This is a genomic window from Corallococcus sp. CA049B, from assembly GCF_003611685.1.
GTDB classification, from domain to species: domain Bacteria; phylum Myxococcota; class Myxococcia; order Myxococcales; family Myxococcaceae; genus Corallococcus; species Corallococcus coralloides.
Map to the genome: position 1 here is coordinate 1 of NZ_RAWC01000025.1, position 21,862 is coordinate 21,862.

The 21,862-nt window shown below is 69.8% G+C and carries 28 protein-coding genes and 1 riboswitch; of the genes, 16 read left to right on the plus strand and 12 right to left on the minus strand.

Features of this window, described 5'->3' with window-relative positions; translation table 11 throughout:
* Positions 1-145: 145 nt before the first annotated feature.
* Positions 146-268, plus strand: coding sequence for a hypothetical protein (locus D7W82_RS08370; RefSeq protein WP_014396669.1), 123 nt, complete (start codon positions 146-148; stop codon positions 266-268).
* Between the two features lie 37 nt (positions 269-305).
* Here D7W82_RS08370 and D7W82_RS08375 read toward each other — a convergent pair whose 3' ends face one another.
* The gene (locus tag D7W82_RS08375; protein ID WP_147439265.1) at positions 306-824 is read right to left on the minus strand and encodes a hypothetical protein; all 519 of its coding nucleotides are present in this window, start codon (positions 822-824) and stop codon (positions 306-308) included.
* A 93-nt stretch (positions 825-917) separates the two neighbouring features.
* Between D7W82_RS08375 and D7W82_RS08380 the strand changes: the two genes are divergently transcribed.
* From D7W82_RS08380 to D7W82_RS08390, 3 genes are all read left to right on the plus strand, one after another.
* Entirely contained in the window at positions 918-2,069 is a 1,152-nt protein-coding gene (locus D7W82_RS08380) for an AI-2E family transporter (RefSeq protein ID WP_120617834.1), read from the plus strand.
* 48 nt (positions 2,070-2,117) lie between these two features.
* A complete protein-coding gene (locus D7W82_RS08385; RefSeq protein ID WP_120617835.1) occupies positions 2,118-3,161 on the plus strand; it encodes a hypothetical protein in 1,044 nt (347 codons plus the stop codon).
* Positions 3,162-3,282: 121 nt separating this feature from the next.
* Entirely contained in the window at positions 3,283-5,031 is a 1,749-nt protein-coding gene (locus D7W82_RS08390; protein ID WP_120617836.1) for a CotH kinase family protein, read from the plus strand.
* Between the two features lie 45 nt (positions 5,032-5,076).
* Here D7W82_RS08390 and D7W82_RS08395 read toward each other — a convergent pair whose 3' ends face one another.
* Positions 5,077-5,835, minus strand: a complete 759-nt coding sequence (locus D7W82_RS08395; RefSeq protein WP_120617837.1) for a polysaccharide lyase — start codon at positions 5,833-5,835, stop codon at positions 5,077-5,079.
* A gap of 435 nt (positions 5,836-6,270) precedes the next feature.
* On the minus strand, positions 6,271-6,642 hold the full coding sequence (locus tag D7W82_RS08400) for a DUSAM domain-containing protein (protein ID WP_120617838.1): 372 nt from the start codon (positions 6,640-6,642) through the stop codon (positions 6,271-6,273).
* 304 nt (positions 6,643-6,946) lie between these two features.
* A riboswitch (guanidine-III (ykkC-III) riboswitch) is annotated at positions 6,947-7,016 on the plus strand.
* Positions 7,017-7,033: 17 nt separating this feature from the next.
* Between D7W82_RS08400 and sugE the strand changes: the two genes are divergently transcribed.
* Positions 7,034-7,363: a quaternary ammonium compound efflux SMR transporter SugE gene (gene sugE, locus D7W82_RS08405; protein WP_120617839.1), complete on the plus strand. Its 330-nt coding sequence runs from the start codon at positions 7,034-7,036 to the stop codon at positions 7,361-7,363.
* Between the two features lie 105 nt (positions 7,364-7,468).
* Positions 7,469-8,203 carry a glutathione S-transferase gene (locus D7W82_RS08410; RefSeq protein ID WP_120617840.1) on the plus strand — a complete coding sequence of 245 codons (735 nt, stop codon included), beginning with the start codon at positions 7,469-7,471 and terminating at the stop codon, positions 8,201-8,203.
* Here D7W82_RS08410 and D7W82_RS08415 read toward each other — a convergent pair.
* From D7W82_RS08415 to D7W82_RS08425, 3 genes are read right to left on the minus strand one after another with little or no spacing between them, the layout of a single operon-like run.
* Positions 8,167-8,463: a Carotenogenesis protein CarS gene (locus D7W82_RS08415; protein WP_120617841.1), complete on the minus strand. Its 297-nt coding sequence runs from the start codon at positions 8,461-8,463 to the stop codon at positions 8,167-8,169. The two genes, D7W82_RS08410 and D7W82_RS08415, sit on opposite strands and share 37 nt — an antisense overlap.
* Positions 8,460-9,119: an NrsF family protein gene (locus D7W82_RS08420; RefSeq protein WP_120617842.1), complete on the minus strand. Its 660-nt coding sequence runs from the start codon at positions 9,117-9,119 to the stop codon at positions 8,460-8,462. Before D7W82_RS08420 ends, D7W82_RS08415 begins: the two co-directional genes overlap by 4 nt.
* Positions 9,116-9,658, minus strand: coding sequence for an RNA polymerase sigma factor (locus D7W82_RS08425; protein ID WP_120617843.1), 543 nt, complete (start codon positions 9,656-9,658; stop codon positions 9,116-9,118). The genes D7W82_RS08420 and D7W82_RS08425 overlap by 4 nt, the downstream gene beginning before the upstream one ends.
* A 188-nt stretch (positions 9,659-9,846) precedes the next feature.
* Here D7W82_RS08425 and D7W82_RS08430 point away from each other — a divergent pair, with 188 nt between their 5' ends.
* Entirely contained in the window at positions 9,847-10,383 is a 537-nt protein-coding gene (locus D7W82_RS08430) for a DUF2378 family protein (RefSeq protein WP_120617844.1), read from the plus strand.
* Positions 10,384-10,458: 75 nt separating this feature from the next.
* A complete protein-coding gene (locus D7W82_RS08435; RefSeq protein WP_120617886.1) occupies positions 10,459-10,947 on the plus strand; it encodes a peptidylprolyl isomerase in 489 nt (162 codons plus the stop codon).
* On the opposite strand, the gene D7W82_RS08440 is transcribed toward D7W82_RS08435, so the two are convergent.
* The 6 genes from D7W82_RS08440 to D7W82_RS08465 form a co-directional block, all read right to left on the minus strand.
* Complete coding sequence (locus D7W82_RS08440; protein ID WP_120617845.1) at positions 10,941-12,215, minus strand: DEAD/DEAH box helicase; 1,275 nt, start codon at positions 12,213-12,215, stop codon at positions 10,941-10,943. The two genes, D7W82_RS08435 and D7W82_RS08440, sit on opposite strands and share 7 nt — an antisense overlap.
* Positions 12,216-12,285: 70 nt before the next feature.
* The gene (fghA, locus tag D7W82_RS08445; protein WP_120617846.1) at positions 12,286-13,140 is read right to left on the minus strand and encodes an S-formylglutathione hydrolase; all 855 of its coding nucleotides are present in this window, start codon (positions 13,138-13,140) and stop codon (positions 12,286-12,288) included.
* Positions 13,137-14,249 (minus strand): S-(hydroxymethyl)glutathione dehydrogenase/class III alcohol dehydrogenase, encoded by a 1,113-nt coding sequence (locus tag D7W82_RS08450; protein WP_014396689.1) that lies wholly within the window; start codon positions 14,247-14,249, stop codon positions 13,137-13,139. The genes fghA and D7W82_RS08450 overlap by 4 nt, the downstream gene beginning before the upstream one ends.
* Positions 14,250-14,349: 100 nt before the next feature.
* Positions 14,350-15,099, minus strand: a complete 750-nt coding sequence (locus D7W82_RS08455; protein ID WP_120617847.1) for a response regulator transcription factor — start codon at positions 15,097-15,099, stop codon at positions 14,350-14,352.
* Positions 15,100-15,120: 21 nt separating this feature from the next.
* On the minus strand, positions 15,121-16,404 hold the full coding sequence (locus D7W82_RS08460) for a sensor histidine kinase (protein WP_120617848.1): 1,284 nt from the start codon (positions 16,402-16,404) through the stop codon (positions 15,121-15,123).
* Between the two features lie 92 nt (positions 16,405-16,496).
* Positions 16,497-16,916: a hypothetical protein gene (locus D7W82_RS08465; RefSeq protein ID WP_120617849.1), complete on the minus strand. Its 420-nt coding sequence runs from the start codon at positions 16,914-16,916 to the stop codon at positions 16,497-16,499.
* A 131-nt stretch (positions 16,917-17,047) separates the two neighbouring features.
* Between D7W82_RS08465 and D7W82_RS08470 the strand changes: the two genes are divergently transcribed.
* The 8 genes from D7W82_RS08470 (at position 17,048) to D7W82_RS08505 (ending at position 21,862) form a co-directional block, all read left to right on the plus strand.
* Positions 17,048-17,824: a HesA/MoeB/ThiF family protein gene (locus D7W82_RS08470; RefSeq protein ID WP_120617850.1), complete on the plus strand. Its 777-nt coding sequence runs from the start codon at positions 17,048-17,050 to the stop codon at positions 17,822-17,824.
* Positions 17,812-18,051 carry a sulfurtransferase TusA family protein gene (locus D7W82_RS08475; protein ID WP_120617851.1) on the plus strand — a complete coding sequence of 80 codons (240 nt, stop codon included), beginning with the start codon at positions 17,812-17,814 and terminating at the stop codon, positions 18,049-18,051. The genes D7W82_RS08470 and D7W82_RS08475 overlap by 13 nt, the downstream gene beginning before the upstream one ends.
* A gap of 4 nt (positions 18,052-18,055) precedes the next feature.
* The gene (locus D7W82_RS08480) at positions 18,056-18,328 is read left to right on the plus strand and encodes a ubiquitin-like small modifier protein 1 (protein WP_120617852.1); all 273 of its coding nucleotides are present in this window, start codon (positions 18,056-18,058) and stop codon (positions 18,326-18,328) included.
* Positions 18,329-18,340: 12 nt separating this feature from the next.
* Entirely contained in the window at positions 18,341-18,973 is a 633-nt protein-coding gene (locus tag D7W82_RS08485) for a ThiF family adenylyltransferase (RefSeq protein WP_120617853.1), read from the plus strand.
* The gene (locus D7W82_RS08490) at positions 18,937-19,416 is read left to right on the plus strand and encodes a Mov34/MPN/PAD-1 family protein (RefSeq protein ID WP_120617854.1); all 480 of its coding nucleotides are present in this window, start codon (positions 18,937-18,939) and stop codon (positions 19,414-19,416) included. Before D7W82_RS08485 ends, D7W82_RS08490 begins: the two co-directional genes overlap by 37 nt.
* A 157-nt stretch (positions 19,417-19,573) precedes the next feature.
* Positions 19,574-20,344, plus strand: a complete 771-nt coding sequence (gene cysC, locus D7W82_RS08495; protein WP_120617855.1) for an adenylyl-sulfate kinase — start codon at positions 19,574-19,576, stop codon at positions 20,342-20,344.
* A 91-nt stretch (positions 20,345-20,435) separates the two neighbouring features.
* On the plus strand, positions 20,436-21,338 hold the full coding sequence (gene larE, locus D7W82_RS08500) for an ATP-dependent sacrificial sulfur transferase LarE (protein ID WP_120617856.1): 903 nt from the start codon (positions 20,436-20,438) through the stop codon (positions 21,336-21,338).
* The gene (locus D7W82_RS08505; RefSeq protein WP_120617857.1) at positions 21,335-21,862 is read left to right on the plus strand and encodes a hypothetical protein; all 528 of its coding nucleotides are present in this window, start codon (positions 21,335-21,337) and stop codon (positions 21,860-21,862) included. Before larE ends, D7W82_RS08505 begins: the two co-directional genes overlap by 4 nt.

Genomic DNA, 21,862 nt, shown 5'->3' on the forward strand with positions numbered 1-21,862 from the left:
CCGCCGGACGGGGGGCCCGGGCCCTCGCCGGAGGCTGCCCAGGCCCCCGACCCGGGGGACCCCGAGGGTTCCTCTTCCGGGAGCCCGTAGGCTTCTGATAGGTAAGCCCCCCTTTGCTCCATTCCGGAGACCAGGAGCCACCCACATGGCCAACAGCAAGAGCAAGCACCGCCGCGTGCAGATGAAGATCCGTCAGCACTGGAAGAAGCGGATCAAGAAGCAGAAGGAAGCCGCCAAGGCCGCCGCCGCCGAAGGCAAGAAGAAGTAGTTCGTCTTCCCTGGCGCCGCTCCCGGCGGCCCTGGCTTCACTGCCGGGTCGCCGTGAAGGGGCGCGCCACGTTGCATCGCAGGGCGCTGGTCCCCTGGACGCGCGAGAACTGGCCGGTGAAGTTCCCGGACAGGCTGCTGCCCACGCCGCCGTCCTCGGGTCCGCCGGTGTGGGTCGCGTTGAGGGTGTAGACGGTGCTCACCCCGCCATCGCTGCTGGGCGGCGGCACGCCGGTCAGGGTCAGATCGCCGGTCGCGTACACCTGACCCGTCAGCGCCACCCCCGCCAGCGTGCCCGTGAGCATGCCGCCCTCGGTGCGCTGGATGTTCAGCACCTCGCCTTCGGCCAGCGGCTGCACGTTCAGGTTCACGCACTCGGCGGGCAGGCCCGCATCTCCGGTGAACCTCAGGGGATACGCGCCCTCCACGGCGGGGCAGTTGTCGGCGCAGGCCACGCTCTGGCTCTCGTCACAGCCAGCGGGACCGAGCAGCAGGAAGGCGCTGGACACCACGGCGGCGGCGACAGCTGTCAGGGGTGCGAAACGTCCAGAAGTCATGGATGGCCTCTTGGGGAAGGGAGGAGCGGACTTCCTGGTGGGAATAACCATTCCTACGTTGCGCGCAGTCGTACTGGGGGACGGGGTGGGGCGGTGACGGCGGGCGATTCGAAGCGGTGGTCCAATTTCATCTTCGCGGGGCTGTTCGCGCTCGCGCTGATTCTCTTTTCACGCATCTTGCTGCCGTTCCTGATGCCGGTGCTGCTGGGCGGCTTCCTGGTCGTCCTGTTCATGCCCATCCAGGACTCCTTGGACCGGCGGCTCCAGGGCCGCAAGTCCCTGGCGGCCGGACTGTCCACCCTCGCGGTGTTCCTGCTGATTCTGGCCCCGCTGGCGCTGGTGGGCTGGATGGTGGCCCGCGAGGTGCTCCAGTTCGTGGGCCAGGCGCAGGACCTGTTGGATCAGGTGGACCTGCGCCACCACTTCCTCAACAGCCTGCCCCGGGGCCTCTCCCGCTACGTGCACTTCGATCCGGAGAGCTCGGAGACGGAGCGCCTGCTGATGACCGCGGTGTCGGGCGGCGCGGGGCTGCTCGCGGACGTGGTGGGCGCCGGCACGGAGCTGCTCGTCAACATGTTCCTGATGACGGTGGCCATGTACTACTTCTTCCTGGACGGCCGTCGTCTGGTGAACGAGGTGGCCCGGCTGATCCCCCTGGAGCGCCGCTACTTCGACGCCTTCTCCCACGAGTTCACGGACGTCGCGTACGCCATCATCTACGGCAACACCGTCACCGCGCTGGTGCAGGGCGCGGTGGGCTTCGTGGGGCTGCTCATCGCCGGAGTGCCGCACGCCGGGGTGTGGGGCGCGGCCATGGTGCTGGTGGCGCTGGTGCCGGTGGGCGGCACCGCGCTCGTGTGGGGGCCCATCGGCGTCATCCTCATCGCGGCCAACCGGGTGAGCGAGGGCGTGTTCCTGCTCGCGTGGGGCACGTTCCTGGTGGGCAGCATCGACAACGTCATCCGCCCCCGGCTGTGCGGCTCGCGCATGGCGCTGCACCCGCTGCTCGTCTTCCTGTCCATGTTCGGCGGGCTGGCGGTGTTCGGGATGATGGGCCTGCTGGTGGGGCCGCTCATCGCGTCCATCTTCATGGCCATGGTGCGCATCTACCGGCGCGACTTCCTGGGGCGTGCGCAGGAAGCCCAGCCGGCTCCCGTGGTGTCCCAGGATTCCTCGCCTTCGCTCACCCCGCAGCCCGCGCCAGTGTCCTCCACGGCCGGCGTGGGTCACGTGATGAACGCCTGAGCCCCGAGCCTGGACTTCGCCCCGGCCCTGGGTGAACCTGCCCGGAGCATGACGACCACCCGAAGCGCGAGGGTCCTCTCGGGACTGCCGCGGACCCTGGCCCTCGTCGGAGCCCTGTCGGCTCCGGCCGCGGCGGCCTCCGACGTCCTGACGCCGCCGGCCTTCCATGGCACCCGGGAGTCCCCGGCGTGGCTGTCGCTGCGGCTGGGCAACGGCCCTTCGGGCAAGGCGCAGTCGAAGGCGGAGCCGGCACTGGAGGTGGGCGCGCCCACCTGGGTGCGGCTCAACCTGTCCCTGACGGCGACGTGGCGGCGCTTCTGCGCGCGGCCCGGCGTGGACAGCTGCGGCGCGTACGAACGGCTGCCGGAGGAGGATCAGCTCGGGGACACGTCGGACTTCTCGTCGTCGTATCCGTACCTGGGCCTGGCGCTGGAGGCGGAGGTGCTGCCGCTGGCGCGTCACCCCACGTCGGCGCTGCGCGGGCTGGGGGTCCAGCTGGGAGCGCAGCGGGGCTTCTCCAGCTCCGACGTGACGCTCACCGGGGACGGCGGTCAGACGCCGGTGCGCGAGGTGAACGCCACGGACACGGCCTTCACCGCGCAGGCGATGTACCGCTTCTATTTCCGCTTCGGCACGACGCGGCCGCAGCAGGGCTACGTGGGCGCGCGCGCCGGCATCCAGACGCGCGCGTTCGACGTGGAGCAGTCCACGGACACCCCGCTGACCGGCACGCACCGCGTGTTCCCGTCCGTGGCGTTGGACCTGTCCGTGCCGCTGTTCAGCTCGGTGCGGCTGGACGCGTCGGGCGGGCTCCTGCTGTCGCCCAAGCCGGGGCACTCGCCGGAAGCGGACGGGGGACGGCGGGCGCTGGAGGTCCGCGACTACGGCACGTCCGTGTCCAGCTTTGGCTGGAGCGCGGAGCTGGGCGTGTCCGGGGACATCTGGGGGCCGTTCGGCTACGACGTGGCCTGGCGGCTGGCGCACTTCAAGGACCGCTTCTCCGGAGCCGGGACGCTCACCGGGTGGAACGACGGTGGAGCGGCCGAGGAGACGTACTCCAGCCTGCACGTCGGCCTGATCGCGACGTACTGACGTTGACGCTGTCGGGCGTGAGACATCGCCCTGAAGCGCGGGTGTCGGCACTCCGGCACGATGACTACCCCTTGCCTCCACGGCCTGTCACGGGCCCGTGACGCAAGGGGGACGCTGCTCGGTGCGAACAAGGCGATGGTGGACGCGGGGACTGGCGGGGCTGGCGTGCTTCGCCCTGGTGGCGTGCGGCGGCGGTGACACCTCGTCGCCCACGAACGACACGCCTTCCGGCACGGCCTCCGACGCGGGCACGCACCCGCAATCCGGCGACGGCACGGCGGATGGAGGCACGCAGCCTTCCTCCGACGCGGGAACGGATTCGCAGCCCGATGCGGGCACCGGGACGCCGGACGCGGGCACGGCCCCGCTGGCCTGCGCGCCCACGGCGGGCGACACGCGCTGGGTGCTGGAGGGTGAGGCCCTCACCGCGCAGGTGACGTGTTCGACGGGCCTCAAGGAGGGCGGGCTGCGCTTCGGGGTGAAGAACCTGCCCGCGGGCGCCACGTTCGACGAGGCCACCGCCACGCTGCGCTGGACGCCCGCGCTCAACCAGGGCGCGGTGTGGATGCTCGCGCTGGAGGAGCGCACCACCGGGGAGACGGGCACGCTCAAGGTGGGCGTGGCCAACAACGACAACGCGCCGGGCAAGGCCGACATCGTCGACCCCGTGGCCTACACGGAGGAGTACGGGCTGCCCGTGGTGCACCTGTTCTTCGGGAAGGAGGGCCTGACGTCCGGCGGCTACCGGCCCGCGGAGGTCGTGTACCGGGGCCACCGCTTCACGATTGAAGCGAAGTACCGCGGGGCCACGTCCAGCGTGTTCCCCAAGCGCAGCATGACCTTCAAGTTCGCGGAGGACGACCTGTTCTCCGAGCCCGTCTTCGGCGACGGCTTCAAGGACCGCAAGCGCGTGGTGCTGATCACCACCTTCAATGACAACTCCTACCTGCGCTCGAGGCTGGCGTTCGACCTGTGGCACCGGCTGTCCCCGGACGCTGTGCGCATCCGCACCTTCAGCGTGGTGGTGTACGCGAACAACAAGTACCGCGGGCTCTACACGGCGGCGGACCACGTGGACAAGCGGCTGATGGAGTGGAACGGCATCGACGATGACTCGGACCTCTACAAGGCCGACACCGGGGACGCCAACTTCTCCCGCCTGACGCGCAGCGGGCAGACGAAGGAGCACCTCCACGTCGGCTTCGAGAAGGCCGAGGGCACGCCGGACGACAAGCAGCCCCACGCCTTCGACACGTTGCATGCCTTCGTCGCGTGGGTGGCGGACTCCAGCAACGACAGCTTCCGCCAGGAGTTCGGCACGAAGCTGAAGGCGCGCGACTACGAGGACTGGTGGATCTTCAATACGCTCATCCAGGGCAATGACTCGCAAGCGAAGAACGCCTATCACGCGTACGATCCGAAGGCGGGAGGCCCCTGGCGCTACATCCCGTGGGACCTGGACGCGAGCTTCGGGCAGAACTACGACACCACGCGCACCAGCGCCACGGCGCGGCCCACCTACGCGTCGGAGAACCTGCTCTTCAAGCGGATGCTGGCGGAGCCTGGCATCGCGGGCCCCATGCGTGAGCGCTACCGGCAGGCCTTGAAGAACGAGGTGAGCGAAGCCGCGGTGCAGGCGATGATCGACGGCTACGTGCGGGAGCTGGGGCCCAATGCGCAGCGCGACGAGGCGCGGTGGGTGGAGCAGTACCGGAACTTCGCGAAGCCGGAGGCGGGGAGCGACGGGGGCTACGGCAACTTCCCGGACTGGCACCTGCGCCAGGACTTCAAGACCCACGCGGAGGAGGTCGAGTACATCCGGCAGTGGGTGCACAAGCGGTGGGGCGCGTTCCAGTCACAGCTGCCGTGAGGTTGGCGGCGCGGCGGGGGGAGGACCTCGCCGCGCCCACCGGGACTACCACTGCGCAGGGTCAGCGTCGGCGAACGTCGTGCCGGCGGCGATTTCGTCAATCCAGATGCTGCGGGTGCCCTGCATGTAGCCGCTGTCGTGCCAGCCATTGGCGTAGAGGCCGACGCGGAACTGGAGGTAGCGGTCATCCGCCACGGTGGTGGCCAGGTTGAACTGCTCCAGGACCTTCACGCCGTCGAACCACAGCTTGATGAAGCCGGTGTTGTCGCTGGCCCACTTCACCTGCATGACGACCTTGTGCCACTCGCCGGCGCTGACGGTGGCCAGGTTGCGGAAGGTGGTCGTCTTCTGGTCGCAGACGGTGCCGTACTTCACGCGGGTCGTGAGCTGGTTGCCGGACAGCCACACCATGGTGGTGGGCATGTGGCCATCGCAGCCCGTGTCGGAGAAGTTCGCGATGAACTGGGCGATGTTGAAGGACTGCGGCTGGAACTGCCAGTCCTGCTGCAGCCGGAACATGAAGCCATAGAAGCCCGTGTCGCCCCGGCGGTACACGTTGTGCTTCACGACCTCCGAGTGGTAGCGCTCGGTGTAGTTCGGGTCGTAGACCTGCGTGGCCTTGATGGCGGTGGAGCCCTCGTAGACGACGTTGGTCACTTCCTTCAGCGAACCGTTGTGCTCCACGTTGAGCGAGTTCCAGCCCGTGAGGGTTCCGGTGTTGCGGAAGATCTCCGCCGCCTGCGCGCTCAGCGCCAGGGCGAACAGCGCCACGCCCGCGACGACGGCGAAATGCTTGGACCGCATTGAAAAGCCTCCACTGGAAATTTACGAATTTGTTGCGATTGCTGGTTTTTCTAGCTTAACAGGTTCGTGCCTCGTTTGTCTTGTTGGAGTGACGCCTCCCTTCCAGGAGGCTCCATGACATTGGGAGTACCTGCCGCCGGGTTACGACGACGCGCCCACGGAGAAGTTCCCGCTGGTGGTGATGCTGCACGGGACCGGGGATGCGGCGAACCCGGCGGCGCTGCTGACGCTCTATCCGGCGTGGGGCACGACTCGTGGGGCCGGACGTACGACGGCTCGGCGGGCCATGACGTCTACGCGTGGCTCTTGAGCCACAGCCTCTGATTCCCGTCAGTCCGGTCCGCGAACGAGGTTCAATGGCGTTCCATGAGCTTCGTTCGCGGGATCCGGCGATGACGGATGGGCGTAGGACCTCCGGGCGCGGCTCCATGGTCGTCAAGGGTCCTCGTTCATGCCGTCAAGCTGCTCCGTCGCAAGGTCGCGGTAGAAGGGTACGACCTCGACGGCGAGCACATCGCGCATCTCCTGTCGCGCGCCGTCCCAATCTCCCTGACGCTGGAGCTTCCACATCCGGTGCAGTGCGTCTGTCAGGCGATCGGACCCGTCGGTGATGCGACGGGCGCACTCGCGCAGGAGCGCAAGGGCTCCGGCGTCCGTCTGGAGCGCTGATGCGGCGTCGGAAACGGCCACTTCGGCGGCGGTCTGAAGCAGGAGCGCGCGCACGTCATCACTCAGGGTCAGCGGTGCATCCTCGCGAAGGACATGCCGTGCAAGGTCGAGGAGCGGACTCCAGTCGGGTGGGCTCATTCGGTCCTCATCGCTTCGGCTTGGCGGGGCGGCATGGATTGAAGGGCCATACGTGTTGGCCTTCGCACCGTCGCAAACAGTCGGTGCAAGGGCCGGAGAACAGGCCGTCCGCGCAGGCGTTCCAGTTTCGCATGCACCTGTTCTTCCACGCGGGTAGGCGCGGGTCGTCAACGTGGTCCTGTGTCGCGGCGCGGAGCTCGCCTCCTGCCGGGTGCCAGGCCGGTCCCCGACGAGGAAGCCTGAGCCGCCACCTCAAGTGGGTGGCGGAGGGCCCTCAACCCGGTTAGCTTCCGCCGCGCGTGCGGCGGCCCCGGGGTGGGGCCTCCGAGCCCGGACGAGGTGCGCCGTACCCGGTCACGACAAGACGACGCCTTCACGGGAGTCGTGCGCCATGTCGTCGTCGTGGATCCTCCTCATCATCGCCGGCCTGCTCGAAGTCTGCTGGACGATTGGCCTCAAGTACACGCAGGGCTTCACCCGCCCGCTGCCCAGCGTGCTCACCGTCGCAACCATCATCGCGAGCATGGGCCTGCTGGGCCTCGCGGTGAAGCAGCTGCCCATCGGCACGGCGTACGCGGTCTGGGTGGGCATCGGCGCGGCCGGTGCGGCCATCGCGGGCATGGTGTTCTTCCATGAGCCGGCCACGCCCTCGCGCCTGTTCTTCCTGGGACTGATGATCGTCGCCATCATCGGACTGAAGTTCACCAGCGGAACGCACTGACCGCGTGACCGTAGGGGAGTGAACCCTCCTCGCGGATGGGCTTCCAGAGCGCGCATCCCACGAGCACAGGATGCGCGCCGGTTCCCATCACGCGAGGTGACGGCGATGAGCGACGCGAAGTTCGAGCTGTACTACTGGCCCGGCATTCCCGGCCGGGGCGAGTTCGTGCGGCTGGTGCTGGAGGAGGCGGGCGCGGACTGGGTCGACGTGGGCCTGCAATCCGGCGCCAAGGCCGTCTCGGCCATGATTTCCAAGGGCCCCGTGCCCGCGTACGCACCGCCCGTGCTCAAGGTGGGCGACGTCGTCTTCTCCCAGGCGCCCAACATCTGCTCGTACCTGGGTGAGCGCTTCGGCCTGGTCCCCGAGGACGAAGCCTCACGTCTCCATGCGCGCCAACTCCAGCTCACCGTCGCGGACGCGGTCGCGGAAGCCCATGACACGCACCACCCGCTCGCCGTGATGAAGTACTACGACGAGCAGAAGGACGCCGCGAAGCAGCGCGCCGAGGACTTCCGCACCCAGCGCATCCCGAAGTTCCTGGGCTACTTCGAGCGCGTGTTGAAGGCAAACACGCAGGGCGGCGGGAAGCACCTCCTGGGCCGCGACTTCTCCTATCCGGAGCTGGCGCTGTACCAGCTGGTGGAGGGCCTGCTGTATGCCTTTCCCAATGCCATGCGCCGCATCGCGCCGGAAGTCCCCGGCGTGATGGCCCTGCGTCAGCGCATCGCGGAGCGCCCTCGCATCGCCGCGTACAAGAAGTCCCCTCGCGCGCAGCCCTTCAACCAGCAGGGCATCTTCCGGCACTACCCGGAGCTGGACGACCCGAACGCGACGAAGTGACCCTCGGGCACCTCGACGAGCTCCCGGGCGAAGAACAGGTCTTCGCCCAGGCCGGCCACGCGCACCTGGATGAGCGGGTCGCCCGGGTACTGCATGGCCGGGTCGTCGAACACCAGCGCCACGACGACGCCCACGCGGCCCAGGAAGCGCTCCGACACGGAGTCATCCGCTTCGGTGCGGACGATCATCACCGCCGCGCCCATGCGCACCGGCGCGCCGTCCACGTCTTGCGTCAAGATGAGCGAGGGATCGTGCTTCATGGTGCGTAGGTCCGGGGTTTGAGTCGTTTCGACAGCGCCCAGGTCGCGAGCGTCAACAACGCCCATGCCCCCAGGTGATAGGTGGCCACATGGCCGGGGCCCTGCTCACACGCCAGCTCGCCCACGACCGCGCCCACCGTCCCCACCGCGAGCCCCGCCACCGCCGCGCGCAGCGGATCGAACGCCGCCGACCGCAACGCCACCAGCGCCACCACCAGGGGCCCCAGCGCCAGCGCCACGTGGCTCACCGTGCACACCCACTCGGGGAGGGTGGAAGGGCCCCGCGGGGTGGCCCGCGTCAGCACCAGCAGCACGGAGCTCACCAGCGCCAGGCCCACACCCACCATGCGCAGCCTGCGCCCTCGCGGGGCCAGCGCCCCCCAGGAGCACACCGCGCTCGTGGACAGCAGCAACGCCAGCAGGGGCGCGCGGCCCAGCAGCATCGAGCCCGTGGTGCGCCCCAACGCCAGGAGCACGCCCATCACCGCGAGCGCCATGCCCGCGGACGCCGCGAACAGCCCCATCGCCTGCGAACGCCACCCGCGCACCGGCCGCTTCAACGCCAGCTCCGCGCGCGAGGCCGCCAGCGCCCGCTCCATCGCCTTCGGGTCCAGGCGGGGCGGGGGGGACCGCCACGGGTCGTTCGGAGGGCTCATGACACGTCCTCCAGTCCGCCCAGCAGCTCGCGCAGCTTCTCGTAGCCCCGGTGCGCCCGGAGCCGGGCCGCGCCCGCGCGGATGCCGCGCATCTCGGCGATCTCCTCGAAGGACCACCCCTCCATCTTGCTCAGCACCACCGCCTCGCGCTGCTCCACGGGCAACTGCTGGAGCGCGTCCTCGATGCGCCGGCGCATGGCCGGGTCCCCGTCCGGCGCGGGCACCGACGTGGGCCCGTCCTGCGGCGCTCGCGCGTGTGCGTCCACGTGCTGCTGATGCCGCAGCGCGTCCCGGGCCGCGTTCGCCGCGATGGTGAGCAGCCAGGGGGTGAAGCGGGTGCCCCGCTCGTAGCGGCCCCGGGCGCGGATGACGGACAGGAAGGTCGTCTGCATGAGGTCCTCCGCCAGCGGTCCGTCCCTCACCATGCGAGCCAGGAAGCCATGCACACGCCCGGCGTGCCGGGCGAACAGCGCCTCGAACGCCGGCTCGTCTCCCTGGCGGAACTGGTCCATGAGCACTTCGTCCGTGACGCCTTCCATCGTCTGGCTCACGAACGGCCCTGCCCGGAAATCGTTTCCAAGGGCGGCCGATTGCCTCCCCGGCCCCTCCAAAGCCTTGAAATGACAAGCGTTGGACGTGACATCGCTGGAGGGCTCGCTTCCAGGACCCGAAAGGGTAGTGTCGCGCGCCTTACCGGTTTCAACGCGTTTCCCCACTTCGAGCGTCCATGTCCCCGGCCGAGGTCGTCATCCAGTCCACGCTGTTCGAATCGCTGCTTCGCTGCGTGCGGTTGGACAACGGATTGCGCGAGCGCATGGCGGCGGCGGGCTACGATCCGGACAGGCCGAGGGCCAGCTATCCCGCGTCGGTGTTCCTGCGCTGCCAGAACCTGGTGCTGCAGGCCGCGTACGCGGGCCGGCCTCGCGAGGAGGCCCTGCGGCAGATGGGCCGGGACCTGGTGCGCGGCTACTTCGAGACGCTGGTCGGCAAGGTCGTGAACGTGGCCCTGAAGGTCGCGGGCCCGGAGCGCGCGATGAAGCGGGTGGCGCTGAGCTTCCGCTCCGTGATGGAGCCGGTGGAGATCACCTCCACGGAGCTGGGCCCCAAGGACTGGCGGGTGACCTTCCAGGGCTACCCCTTCCCGGCGGAGGCCGCGGCGGGGTGCTGCGAGGAGGCCCTGCGCCAGGCCGGGGCCGCCAACCCCAGCGCTGTCCTGGAGTCCGATGACGGGCACGGGCGCTTCGAGCTGCACATGCGCTGGTAGGACGTCCGTGTGCACGCCGTAACGGTGATCATCATCCTTCCACCGCGACATGACTGAATGCGCTATGAGGGCCCCATGAAAATCGGCAAGGACAGTGTTGTCGCCATTGACTACAAGCTGCACCTCGGCGACGGGAAGATCGTGGACGAGAGCGAGGCGGGCGAGCCGCTCGTCTACCTGCACGGCTACGAGGAGATCGTCCCCGGCCTGGAGAAGGCGCTGGAGGGCAAGGCCGCGGGCGAGTCGCTGAAGACGGTCGTCTCCGCGGCGGACGGCTACGGCGACTACGATCCGGAAGGCGTCGAGGAGGTCCCCCGGACCGAGTTCCCCGAGGACCTGGAGATCAAGGCCGGCGGCATCCTGAGCGCCACGGATCCGGAGGGCGACGAGGTCGACTTCCTGGTCAAGGAAGTGCGCAAGGACACGGTGCTGGTGGACTTCAACCACCCGTTCGCCGGCAAGGAGCTGCACTTCGAGGTCAGCATCAAGGAAGTGCGCGCCGCCACGCCCGAGGAACTCGAGCACGGCCACGCGCACGGCCCTGACGACGACCACGATCACTGACCGCTGGGGCCCCTTGGCCGGCCCTTGCCATGCGTCCGGGCATGCCGCCCGGGCGCCGCGCCTTCGGGCCGCTTGGAGCGCCCATGGTCGGCCTGGGGCGGTCCCGGGTCGCGCTGCTTCGCCGCGAACGCCTCCATCTCCCGCTTGAAGATGGGATCCCTCCGGGGAACCTCCGTGCGCGGAAGCTCCTGGCGGATGATGCGCTCGATGTCCTGGAGCGTGCGCCGCTCCACCTCCAGCGCGAACAACGACGCCCGCCCACTGGCCGCCGCGCGAGCGGTGCGGCCGATGCGGTGCACGTAGTCCTCGGGCCCATGCGGCACGTCCAGGCTGATGACGTGGCCAATGTCATCCACGTCCAGTCCGCGCGCCGCCAGGTCGGTGGCCACGAGGCAGCGGTACTGCCCCCGGCGGAAGCCCTCCAACGCCTGACGCCGCTGGGCCTGCGTGCGGCCCGCGTGCAGGGCGGCGGACTTGTGGCCCGCGGCGGCGAGCAATTCCTTCATCTTGTCCGCGCGCTGCTGGGTGCGCACGAACACGAGCGCGCTGGCCTGATCCTGTGAGAGCAGCGTGAGGAGCAGGGGCCACTTCTCCTCGGGCTTCACGATGTAGAGGTGCTGTTCGGCGCGAGGCGCGGGCGTGCCGCTGGGCGTCACCTCCACGCGCACGGGCCTGTGCAGGGCGCGCTGTCCGAAGCGCGTCACGTCCGCGCCCAGGGTGGCGGAGAACAGCAGCGTCTGGCGCTCGCGGGGCAGCGCGTGGAGGATCTGGTTGATCTGCGGCAGGAAGCCCATGTCGAGCATCCGGTCCGCTTCATCCAGCACCAGCGTCTGGATGCGCGACAGGTTCACGGCCTTCACGCCCAGCAGGTCCACGAGCCGCCCCGGCGTGGCGACGATGAGGGTGGGGCGCTCGCGCAGCGCATCCACCTGCGCGTTCATGTCCTCGCCGCCGACGATGAGGACGGGCAGGACGCCCAGGGGCTCGCCGAAGAAGCGGGCCTGCTCCTCCACCTGCTGCGCCAGCTCGCGCGTGGGGGTGAGGATGAGTCCCCGCGTGCCCTTCTCGCCCGCGAAGCGCTCGATCATGGGGAGCAGGTAGGCGGCCGTCTTGCCGGTGCCGGTGGCCGCGCAGCCGATGACGTCGCGGCCGGACAGCGCGGGCGGGATGGCCTGCGCCTGGATGGGCGTGGGGGTACCGAAGCGGGCACGCTTCACCGCGCCCAGCGTTTCGGGGGACAGGCCCAGGGACTTGAAGGAAGCACTCATGCCCCACGCCTCCCACGTCCGGGCCGGAGAGGGAAGGGGGATTGCGGGGCATGAGTGCCCGGGCCGCGCCTCAGCCCGCGTTCAGCGCGGTTCCATGGTGGCGCAGGTGGTCTTCCATGAACGTGGAGACGAAGTAGTAGCCGTGGTCGTACCCCTCCTGCATGCGCAGGGTGAGGGGCTGGCCCGCCGCCTCGCAGGCTTCCTTGAGGAGGTGCGGGTGCAGCTGGTCCGGCAGGAACTTGTCCTTCGTCCCCTGGTCCACGAGCAGCGCCGGCACGCGCCGGCCGGCCTTCAAGAGCTCCGTGGCGTCGTACTCGCGCCACGTCGCCTCATCCGGCCCCAGGTAGCCGCCAAAGGCCTTCTTGCCCCAGGGGCTGCGGATGGGCGCGCCAATGGGCGCGAACGCGGACACGGACTGGTACCGGCCCGGGTCGCGCAGCGCCGTCACCAGCGCGCCGTGCCCGCCCATCGAGTGCCCGAAGATGCCCTCACGGTCCATGCGCGCGGGGAAGTGCGCGCCGATGATGCCGGGCAGCTCCTGGGTGATGTACGTGCCCATGCGGTAGCGCGCCTTCCACGGCTCCTGGGTGGCGTCCAGGTAGAAGCCCGCGCCGGTGCCGAAGTCCCAGTCCGCGTCCTCGCCCGGGATGCCGGCGCCGCGAGGGCTGGTGTCCGGCGCCACGAGCATCAGCCCCAGCTCCGCCGCCACGCGCTGCGCGCCGCCCTTGGTGACGAACGTCTCCTCCGTGCAGGTGAGGCCCGCCAGGTAGTACAGCACGGGCACCTTGCCGTGCTTCGCCTGGGGCGGGGTGAAGACGCTGAAGCGCATCTCACCGCCGCAGGCCTCGGACGGGTGCTTCCAGAAGGACTGCGTCCCTCCGAAGCACGCGTGCTCGCTGACGAGCGTGGGCGTCACGGCGCTCATCCGTACTTCACCACGCTGCGGATGGACTTGCCCTCGTGCATCAGGTCGAAGCCGTGGTTGATCTCCTCCAGCTTCAGCGTGTGGGTGATCAGCGGGTCGACCTGGATCTTCCCGTCCATGTACCAGTCGACGATCTTCGGCACGTCCGTGCGGCCCCGGGCGCCGCCGAACGCGCTGCCCTTCCACACGCGGCCGGTGACGAGCTGGAACGGCCGGGTGCTGATCTCCTGCCCCGCGCCCGCCACGCCGATGATGATGCTCTCGCCCCAGCCGCGGTGGCAGCACTCCAGGGCCTGGCGCATCGTCTTCACGTTGCCGATGCACTCGAAGCTGTAGTCCGCGCCGCCGCCGGTGAGGTTCACGAGGTAGGGGACGAGGTCGCCCTCCACTTCCTTCGGGTTCACGAAGTGCGTCATCCCGAACTTCTCCGCGATCTCCTTGCGAGCGGGGTTCAGGTCCACGCCGACGATCATGTCCGCGCCCACCATGCGCGCGGCCTGCACGACGTTCAGGCCGATGCCGCCCAGGCCGAAGACGACGACCTTCGCGCCGGCCTCCACCTTCGCGGTGTAGACGACGGCGCCCACGCCGGTGGTGACGCCGCAGCCGATGTAGCAGACCTTGTCGAAGGGGGCGTCCTCGCGGATCTTCGCCACGGCGATCTCCGGCAGCACCGTGAAGTTCGCGAACGTGGAGCAGCCCATGTAGTGGTGGATGGCCTGCTTGCCCAGGCGGAAGCGGCTGGTGCCGTCCGGCATCAGGCCCTTGCCCTGCGTGGCGCGGATGGCCGTGCACAGGTTCGTCTTCTGGGACAGGCACGACTTACAGCCACGGCACTCCGGCGTGTAGAGCGGGATGACGTGGTCGCCCTTCTTCACGCTGGTGACGCCGGGGCCCACGTCCACGACGATGCCCGCGCCCTCGTGGCCGAAGATGGCGGGGAACAGACCCTCCGGGTCCGCGCCGGAGCGGGTGAACTCGTCGGTGTGGCACAGGCCGGTGGCCTTCAGCTCGATCAGCACCTCGCCCGCCTTGGGGCCCTCCAGGTGCACGGTTTCGATGCTCAGGGGCTTGCCGGCCTCGAAGGCGACGGCGGCGCGGACGTCCATGGTGGGGCTCCTGTCAGTGGGGAACGAAGACTCCCCACTGTAGAGGCCACGCACCGCGTCGTCCGTGAAAAGAACCGGGCCGGCCCATCAGGGCCCGCTACTAGACGGAGATGAGCCCCTTGCGGATGCCCTCGGTGACGGCCTCCACGCGGTTCGTCACCTCGAGCTTCCGGTAGATGTGCTCCAGGTGCGTGCGGATGGTCGCCTTGGAGAGCGACAGCAGCCGGGCTGCCTCGCTGTTGGACACGCCCTTGGCGATGAGCTGGAGGATCTCCCGCTCGCGGTCCGACAACGGCTTGAGCAGCGGTTCATGCGCGGAAGAGTCCTCGGCGGGAGCGGCGGACTCCACGGCGGACGGCGCCACGGGCAGCGGCTCAGTGGGCACGGGCGCGGTGTCCGGCTCCACTCGGAAGTGGCGCAGCAAGCGGCGCGCGAGGTTCGGCTGGATGACCGTGCCGCCCGCGCGCACCTCCTTGATGGCCTCCACGATCTTGTCCACCGTGGCGCCCTTGAGCAGGTAGCCGGACGCGCCCGCCTTCACGGCTTCGAGGACTTTGTCCTCCTCGTCGAAGATGGTGAAGATCAGGATCTCCACCTTCGGGAAGCGCGCCTTCACCTCGCGGGTGACGTCGATGCCGCTCATGCGCGGCAGGCCCAGGTCCAGGAGCAGCACGTCCGGCTGATCGCGCTCCACCTCCACCAGCGCGGCCTCGCCCGACAGCGCGGTGCCCACGATGTCGATGTCCGGGTGGCCTTCGAAGAGGCGCAGCTGGTTCTTCAGGATCTTGGTCTGGTCCTCCACGACGAACACGCGGATGGGGAGGGCGGCGGCATTCGGGGTCGGGTCCACGGGGCGGATCTCCGGTGCGTGTCAGGCGGAAAGACAGGGAAGGGAGAAGGCCACCTGGGCCCCGGCGCCGGGCGCCGAGTCCACCACGATGGAACCCCCGAGCTTCATGGCCCGCTCACGCATGTTGAGCAGGCCGTAGTGTCCGCGCGGCGTGCGGCCCGGGTCGAAGCCCTTGCCGTTGTCGCGGACCACCAGGTGCACGCCCTCCGCGCTGAAGTCCAGGCGCACCTGGACCTCCTTCGCCTCGGCGTGCTTCGCGGCGTTGGCCAGACACTCCTGGAGGATGCGGAACAGCGCCAGCTGCGCGTCCGGGGGCAGCTTGCGCGTCAGGCCCGTGCGCTCGAAGCGGATGGCCTGCCCAGTGCGGTCGCGGAACGTCTTGACGTAGTCCTCCAGGCCCTGCGCCAGCTCGAAGTCGTCGCGCATCATCCGCAGGTTGCGGCGCAGCTCCTCGATGGACTCCTCTGCGGTGGCCTTCATCTCGCGGATCTCCGTGCGCAGCCCGTCCTCGCGCGCGAGGTTCAGGATGTACTCCGCCTGGATGATCATCGAGGACAGGGACGCGCCCAGGCCGTCATGGATCTCACGCGCCAGCCGGTTGCGCTCCTCCACCACGGCCAGCTCCTTCAGGTCGCCCTGCAGGGACACCACCTCGCGGTGCGCGGTGGCCTCGCGCTCGTTCAGGTACACGAGCACGTAGACGATGATGAAGTTGAGCCCCAGGTACCAGAGCAGCGTGAGCAGCTCCACCGCCGTCACGGAGCGGTTGAGCAAGAGGTCCAACCGCGTGGTGATGGGCAGCGCCAGCAGCGGCGGCAGGATGGCCAGCGGCTTGGGGAAGAGGATGGCGAAGAGCGTGGTGAACAGCAGCTGCGTCGCCAAGAGCGGGCTCTGAAGGCCGCCGCCCACCTGCGGCCGGGCGATGAGCACCACGGTGATCAGCAGGTCGCAGCACAGCGACAGGTACGTGACCCACCGGCCCGCCTTCGGGTGGTCGATGACGAGCAGGTTCGCGACGCTGTAGAGGAGCATCGCGAAGTAGCCCAGGAAGGAGATGGGCCCGTTGAAGCCGAAGTAGCCGCTCCACGCGGGGACCGCGAGGATGAGCAGGCCCAACGTGAGGAACATCATCCGCGCGTAGAACAGCGCGCGGGCCCGGGCGACGAAGCGGTCCTGCTCCCAGGAGGCCGCCGCCTGCTCCGCGGACACGTTGTCCGTGAGGTTGCGGCGCTCCAGCACGGCGCGGACGCGGGCCTTCAGGTCATGGGCCGGGTGGTCATCGCCGGGTCGGGGGTCGCTGTCCATTCGAGCGGCAGCTTACGGGACCTTCCCGGGGAGCGGAATTCCCGGCAAGCCGCCAGGAGAGCATCCTGGCGGGTGCGGAAGGGGGGAGCGGGCTACTTGGAGGCGCCTTCGTCCACGCACGCCTTCTTGGCCTCGGGGTGGCGCTCGAGGACGAAGTCCAGGCGGTCCTTCGACTCGCCGGTGCGCTCGTCGAACAGGGGCGTGCCGCCCGCGTACATGGTGCCCTTCTGGCTGCCGTACTTGTCCAGGTTGTGGGACTTGAGCCAGCCGTCCACGCAGGCCTCCAGGGCCAGGCGGTCGCTGGCGCCCGAGTCGTAGCTCACGGCGCTCGCGTCCTTCGTGCCGGCCTCGGCGGTGGCCTCCGGGGGAGCGGCCTCGCGGCCCGACTGGAGCTCCTCCTTGACGGTGCCGGTCTGCGTGGCCGCGTCGGGGCTCTCGCCGGTGTTCTTGTGGCAGCCGACAGCCAGGGACAGCAGGGTGGAAAACACGAGCGCGCCGGTCAGGTTTTTCATATGTCCTGGCAGGTGAGGGCCGCTGGTGAAGGCGGCGGGTAGGGAAGGCTTCGGGAGCGTCCTGGGGCTTTGAAGCCGGGACGTGGACTCGCCGCACCATATTCGTTCGTACCTCGCGGAGCACCAGCCCCATGCACGGTTCCCCGGATACCGACCATCACGCACGCATTCCCCACGCCACCCGCATCGAGCGCGCGCGGGTGCTGGTGGTGGGAGCGGGCGGCCTGGGCTGCCCGGCGTCGCTCGCGCTGGCGCAGGGCGGTGTGGGCCACCTGACGTTGGTGGATCCGGACCGGGTGGACGTGACCAACCTGCCCCGGCAGCTCTGGCACCGCACCCGGGACGTGGGCCGCTTCAAGGCGGAGTCCGCCGCCGCCGGCCTGCTGCGCGCCTTCCCCGGCCTGAGCGTGGAGGCCCTGCCGGAGCGGCTGGATGCCAACAACGCCGAAGCGCTCTTCCGCGAGCACGACCTGGTGGTGGACGCCACCGACGGCGTCGCGACCAAGTTCTTCCTGTCGGACGTGGCGGTGCTCACCGGCGTGCCGCTCGTCTACGGCGGCGTGCTGCGCATGCACGGCCAGGCCCTGCGAATCGACCCCGGCGGCCCGTGCTTGCGCTGCCTCTATGAGGACGTGCCGCCCCCGGACGCGGTGCCCACCTGCGCGCAGGCGGGCGTGCTGGGCGCGATGGCGGGGCTCATCGGCGCGGTGCAGGCGCTGCTCGCGCTGGAGCTCCTGGCGGGCGCGTCCACGGGCCCCCGGGGACAGGCCACGCTGCACGTGCTCGACGGCGAGACGCTGGAGGGGCGCACCGTGAAGGTGACGCGCGCGCCCGGCTGCCCGGGGTGCAACATCCAGACGCTGCCCCCGTTCCCTTCGTCCCAGGAGGACACCGCATGCCCGACGTGACGGCGACGTTGGACATCACCCGCGAGGTGTGTCCGATGACCTACGTGCGCACCAAGCTGAAGCTGGAGTCGCTGCCCCCGGACACGCTGCTGGAGGTGCTGCTCAAGGGCGACGAGCCCCTGAAGAACGTGCCCCGCAGCGCGAAGGACGAGGGCCACGACGTCGTGTCCCTGGACGCACGCGGGGACGGCACGCACCGGTTGATCATCCGCAAGCGGGGGACATGAGCACATGGCCACGATTCGCATTCCGACGCCCATGAGGACGCTGACGGGCAACCAGTCCGAGGTCCAGGCCACCGGCGCCACCGTGGGCGAGGTGCTGCGCGACCTGGACGCGCGCTATCCCGGCATGGGCGCGCGCCTCTTCGACGACAAGGGCGCCGTGCGCCGGTACGTGAACGTCTTCCTCAACGACGAGGACGTGCGCGCCCTCAAGGCCCTGGAGACGCCCGTGAAGGACGCGGACCGGATCACCCTCATCCCCGCCATGGCGGGAGGCTGAAGAGAGGGCGTCATGGCGCTGCGCGAGGATCAGATTCTCCGCTACTCCCGGCAGATCCTCCTGCGGGACGTGGGCGGGCGCGGGCAGGAGGCGTTGCTTTCGGGCGGCGCGCGCGTGGACGGGCTGGGCGCGTCCGGCCTCACGGCCACCGCGTACCTGGCGGGCGGCGGCACCCCGGTGACGGGCGTGGGCTCGCTGACGATGGGGCCCTGGTCGCCGGGGTTCCTCGCGTCCGCGCACGACGTGGGCCAGCCCGTGGCGGAGGTGCTGGCGCGCGTGGTGCCGGAGGTGAACCCGGACGCGGTGGGCACGCCCGGCGGCGGGCTGCTCGCGGAGCTGCCGGCGGCCTGGAGCGGAGAGGCCCCCTGGGTCGCGCTGGGCGGTGACGGCGCGCGCGGCGCGGTGGTGTTCCGGGGCGCGGACGGGTGCGTCTGGTGCTTCGGTGAGACGGTGCGCCACCTGGGCACGCCGCCGGACGGGGCCCTGGGCGTGGCCCTGGGGGCCCTGGGCGCGCTCGTCTTCCAGCGGCTGCGGCTGGGCCTGGGCCCGTCGCTGGGCGGCCGGTGGCTGGGCGCCCCGGGCGTGATGACGGACCTGGAGCTCCGCCGGTGCTCACGCTGCGCCGCGGCGGAAGCGAAACCCTGATCCCACCGGAGGTCCTCGCACGGATGATCCGCCACCTGGAGGCCGCGTGGCCCCAGGAAGGCTGCGGCGTGATCCTCCGGAGCGGGGTGGGGCAGGGCGACTCCTGGCGGGTCGTCCCCCTGCCCAACGCCTCTCCCACGCCGCACGTCGCCTATGCCTTCGCGCCAGAGCAGTGGCTCCAGGTGTGCCTGGACGCGGACGCGCGACAGGAGGAGGTGGCCTGCGTCTTCCACTCGCACGTGGACGCGCCCGCGGTGTTCTCCACGGAAGACCGCCGCCAGGCCGCTCCCTCGGGAATCCCACTACTGCCTCAGGTGTCGTACGTGGTGGTTGCCATACGCGGAGGCCGTGCCGCCTCTGCCTCGCGGTCAGTTTGGCGTGCAGGGGATTTTCAGACTGTTCCGCTTGCATTGGCGGATTTCAGGTTTGAAAAACCCGTGTAAGGGCGGGAACTTGCCCGGCGAGCGACCCCACCTGGGGAAAGGTGGGTCCGAATTGTCAAGTCACTGGGTTTTCGTCTATAAAGCGGCGGTCTATTGGATCTGCCGCGTCCCACGCCGCGTGCAAGAAGCGCTCCGGACGCAGGGAGTAAGAACCCTTATGGCCACCAACACTGGATTCACCCTCTGGCTCACCGGCATGTCCGGAACCGGGAAGACCACGACGGCCGCCTACATCGCGGCCCGGCTCCGTCAGGTCGGACGTAACGTGGAGGTCCTCGACGAGGGCGAACTCCAGAACGACCTGTGGGCTGGCATCGGCGACACCAAGGACGAGCGCAACATGGTCGTGCGCCGCCTGGGCTTCGTCGCCGGCCTCATGGCCCGCAACGGCGTCGCGGTGCTCGTCCCCTGCGTGAGCCCCTACAAGTCGAGCCGCGAGGAAGTGCGCCGCTCGGTGGGCAAGTACGTGGAGGTCTACGTCGACTGCCCCACGGAGAAGCTCATCGAGCGCGACACCACCGGCAAGTACAAGAAGGCGCTCAACGGGGAGATCCCCAACTTCATCGGCATCACGGAGCCGTACGAGCCGCCCACCTCCCCTGAGGTGACCATCTACTCCGACACGGAGTCGGTGGAGGACGGCGGGATGAAGATCTTCCAGGCGCTGCTGGACCTGGGCCTGATGTCCACGGACGAGCTGAAGACCATCACCGGCAAGAAGATGAAGGCCAACCCGCTGCCGCCGAAGAAGGCGCGCCGCGACGAAGAGGACCCGCCGGCCCGGGTCGCCGCCGTGAAGGCCGCCAAGGCCCCCAAGGCGGACAAGGGCTCCAAGGGCGCCAAGGCGCGTCCGGCCACCCGCGCTGCCCGCGTGGGCAAGCCGGCCCCGGCCGCGAAGAAGAAGGCCGCCAAGAGCAAGGCCCGCTAAGGCCCACCGTCGTCCCCTGACTGTCGAAGGGCTCCAGGTTGCCCGCGCGATGCGCGTGCAATCCGGGGCCCTTCCGTTTTAGGAGTCCCCCATGCTGAGCCCCGAGCGGATTGAAGCCCTCTGTGAAGCGTCCCGCCCCAAGCTGGAGGCGATGCGCGACGCCCTGCGAGCCCACGGCAGCGCGCTGGTGGCGTTCTCCGGCGGCGTCGACTCCACCTTCGTCCTCGCGATCGCGGCGGAGGTGCTGGGCGAGCGCGCCCTGGCGCTCACCGCGCTGTCCGCCTCCGTCGCCCCGGAGGAGGAGCGCGAGGCCCGCGAGCTGGCGGACCGCCTGGGCGCCCGGCACGTCGTCGTCTCCAGCAACGAGTTGGCGAACCCCAGCTACGCCGCCAACCCCACCAACCGCTGCTACTTCTGCAAGACGGAGCTGTACGACCTCTGCGAGGCGAAGCGCGCGGAGCTGGGCCTCGCCGTCGTGCTGGACGGCTTCAACGCGGACGACTTCAAGGATCACCGCCCCGGTCACAAGGCCGCGAAGGAGCACCAGGTGAGCTCCCCCCTGGCGCAAGCGGGGCTCACCAAGGATGAGATCCGTGCGTGGAGCCGCAAGCTGGGGCTGCCCACCTGGGACAAGCCGCAGATGGCGTGCCTGGCGTCGCGCATCCCCTACGGCACGTCCGTGACGCGCGACCGGCTCCTGCAGATCGCCGCCGCGGAGTCGGAGCTGCGCGCGCTGGACTTCAAGCAGTTCCGCGTCCGCTACCACCAGGACGTGGCGCGCATCGAGCTGGCCAGCGAGGAGTACCCCCGCTTCTTCGAGGCTGGCATCCGCGAGCGGATCAACGGCGCCTTCAAGTCCCTGGGCTTCAAGTTCGTGGCCCTGGATCTGGAGCCCTTCCGCTCCGGCCGCCTCAACGAGGCCGCCGGCATCGCCCCCGCGGCCGGGGCAGGGCAGGGGACGTCCGAGGGCTTCAAGCTCCCGGTGGTGGGGTGAAGGGTCTCCTGATCGCCGGGACCCTGGCGCTGGCCACCCCCGCCGCCGCCGTGGAGTACCTGGACGACAGCCCCTACGCGCGCCGGCGCTCGCTGATCCTCACCGTGGGGCCCGGCGCCACGTACTCCGAACGGATCAGCGGGGACGCCGCCGTGTCCGGGCTCGCCGGGCAGCTGGACCTGGGGGCCGCGATCACCGTGGGTTACGAGGGGGACGAGGTGTTCCTCCTCGCGCGCGGCAGCACCGGCCGCCCGGGGGAGGAGCTGGCGCTGATCACCGGCTACCGCAGCATGTTTGGATCCGAGTCCTGGCGGACCTTCTTTGATCTCGGCGTTTCCGTGCGTCCGATTTCTGGGCCGTGGCTGGGGCCTCGCATAGGGTTCGGCGCCAGACACACCCTCTCGGATCATTTCGCGCTGTACGGCGGGCTCGGCTTCACGTTCGGGTTCGGCTCCGGACTGCGCGCGGACACCGAGCTCTTCACCGGGTTGCAGTGGATCATCCCGGTGGGTTCGGCCTCGTAG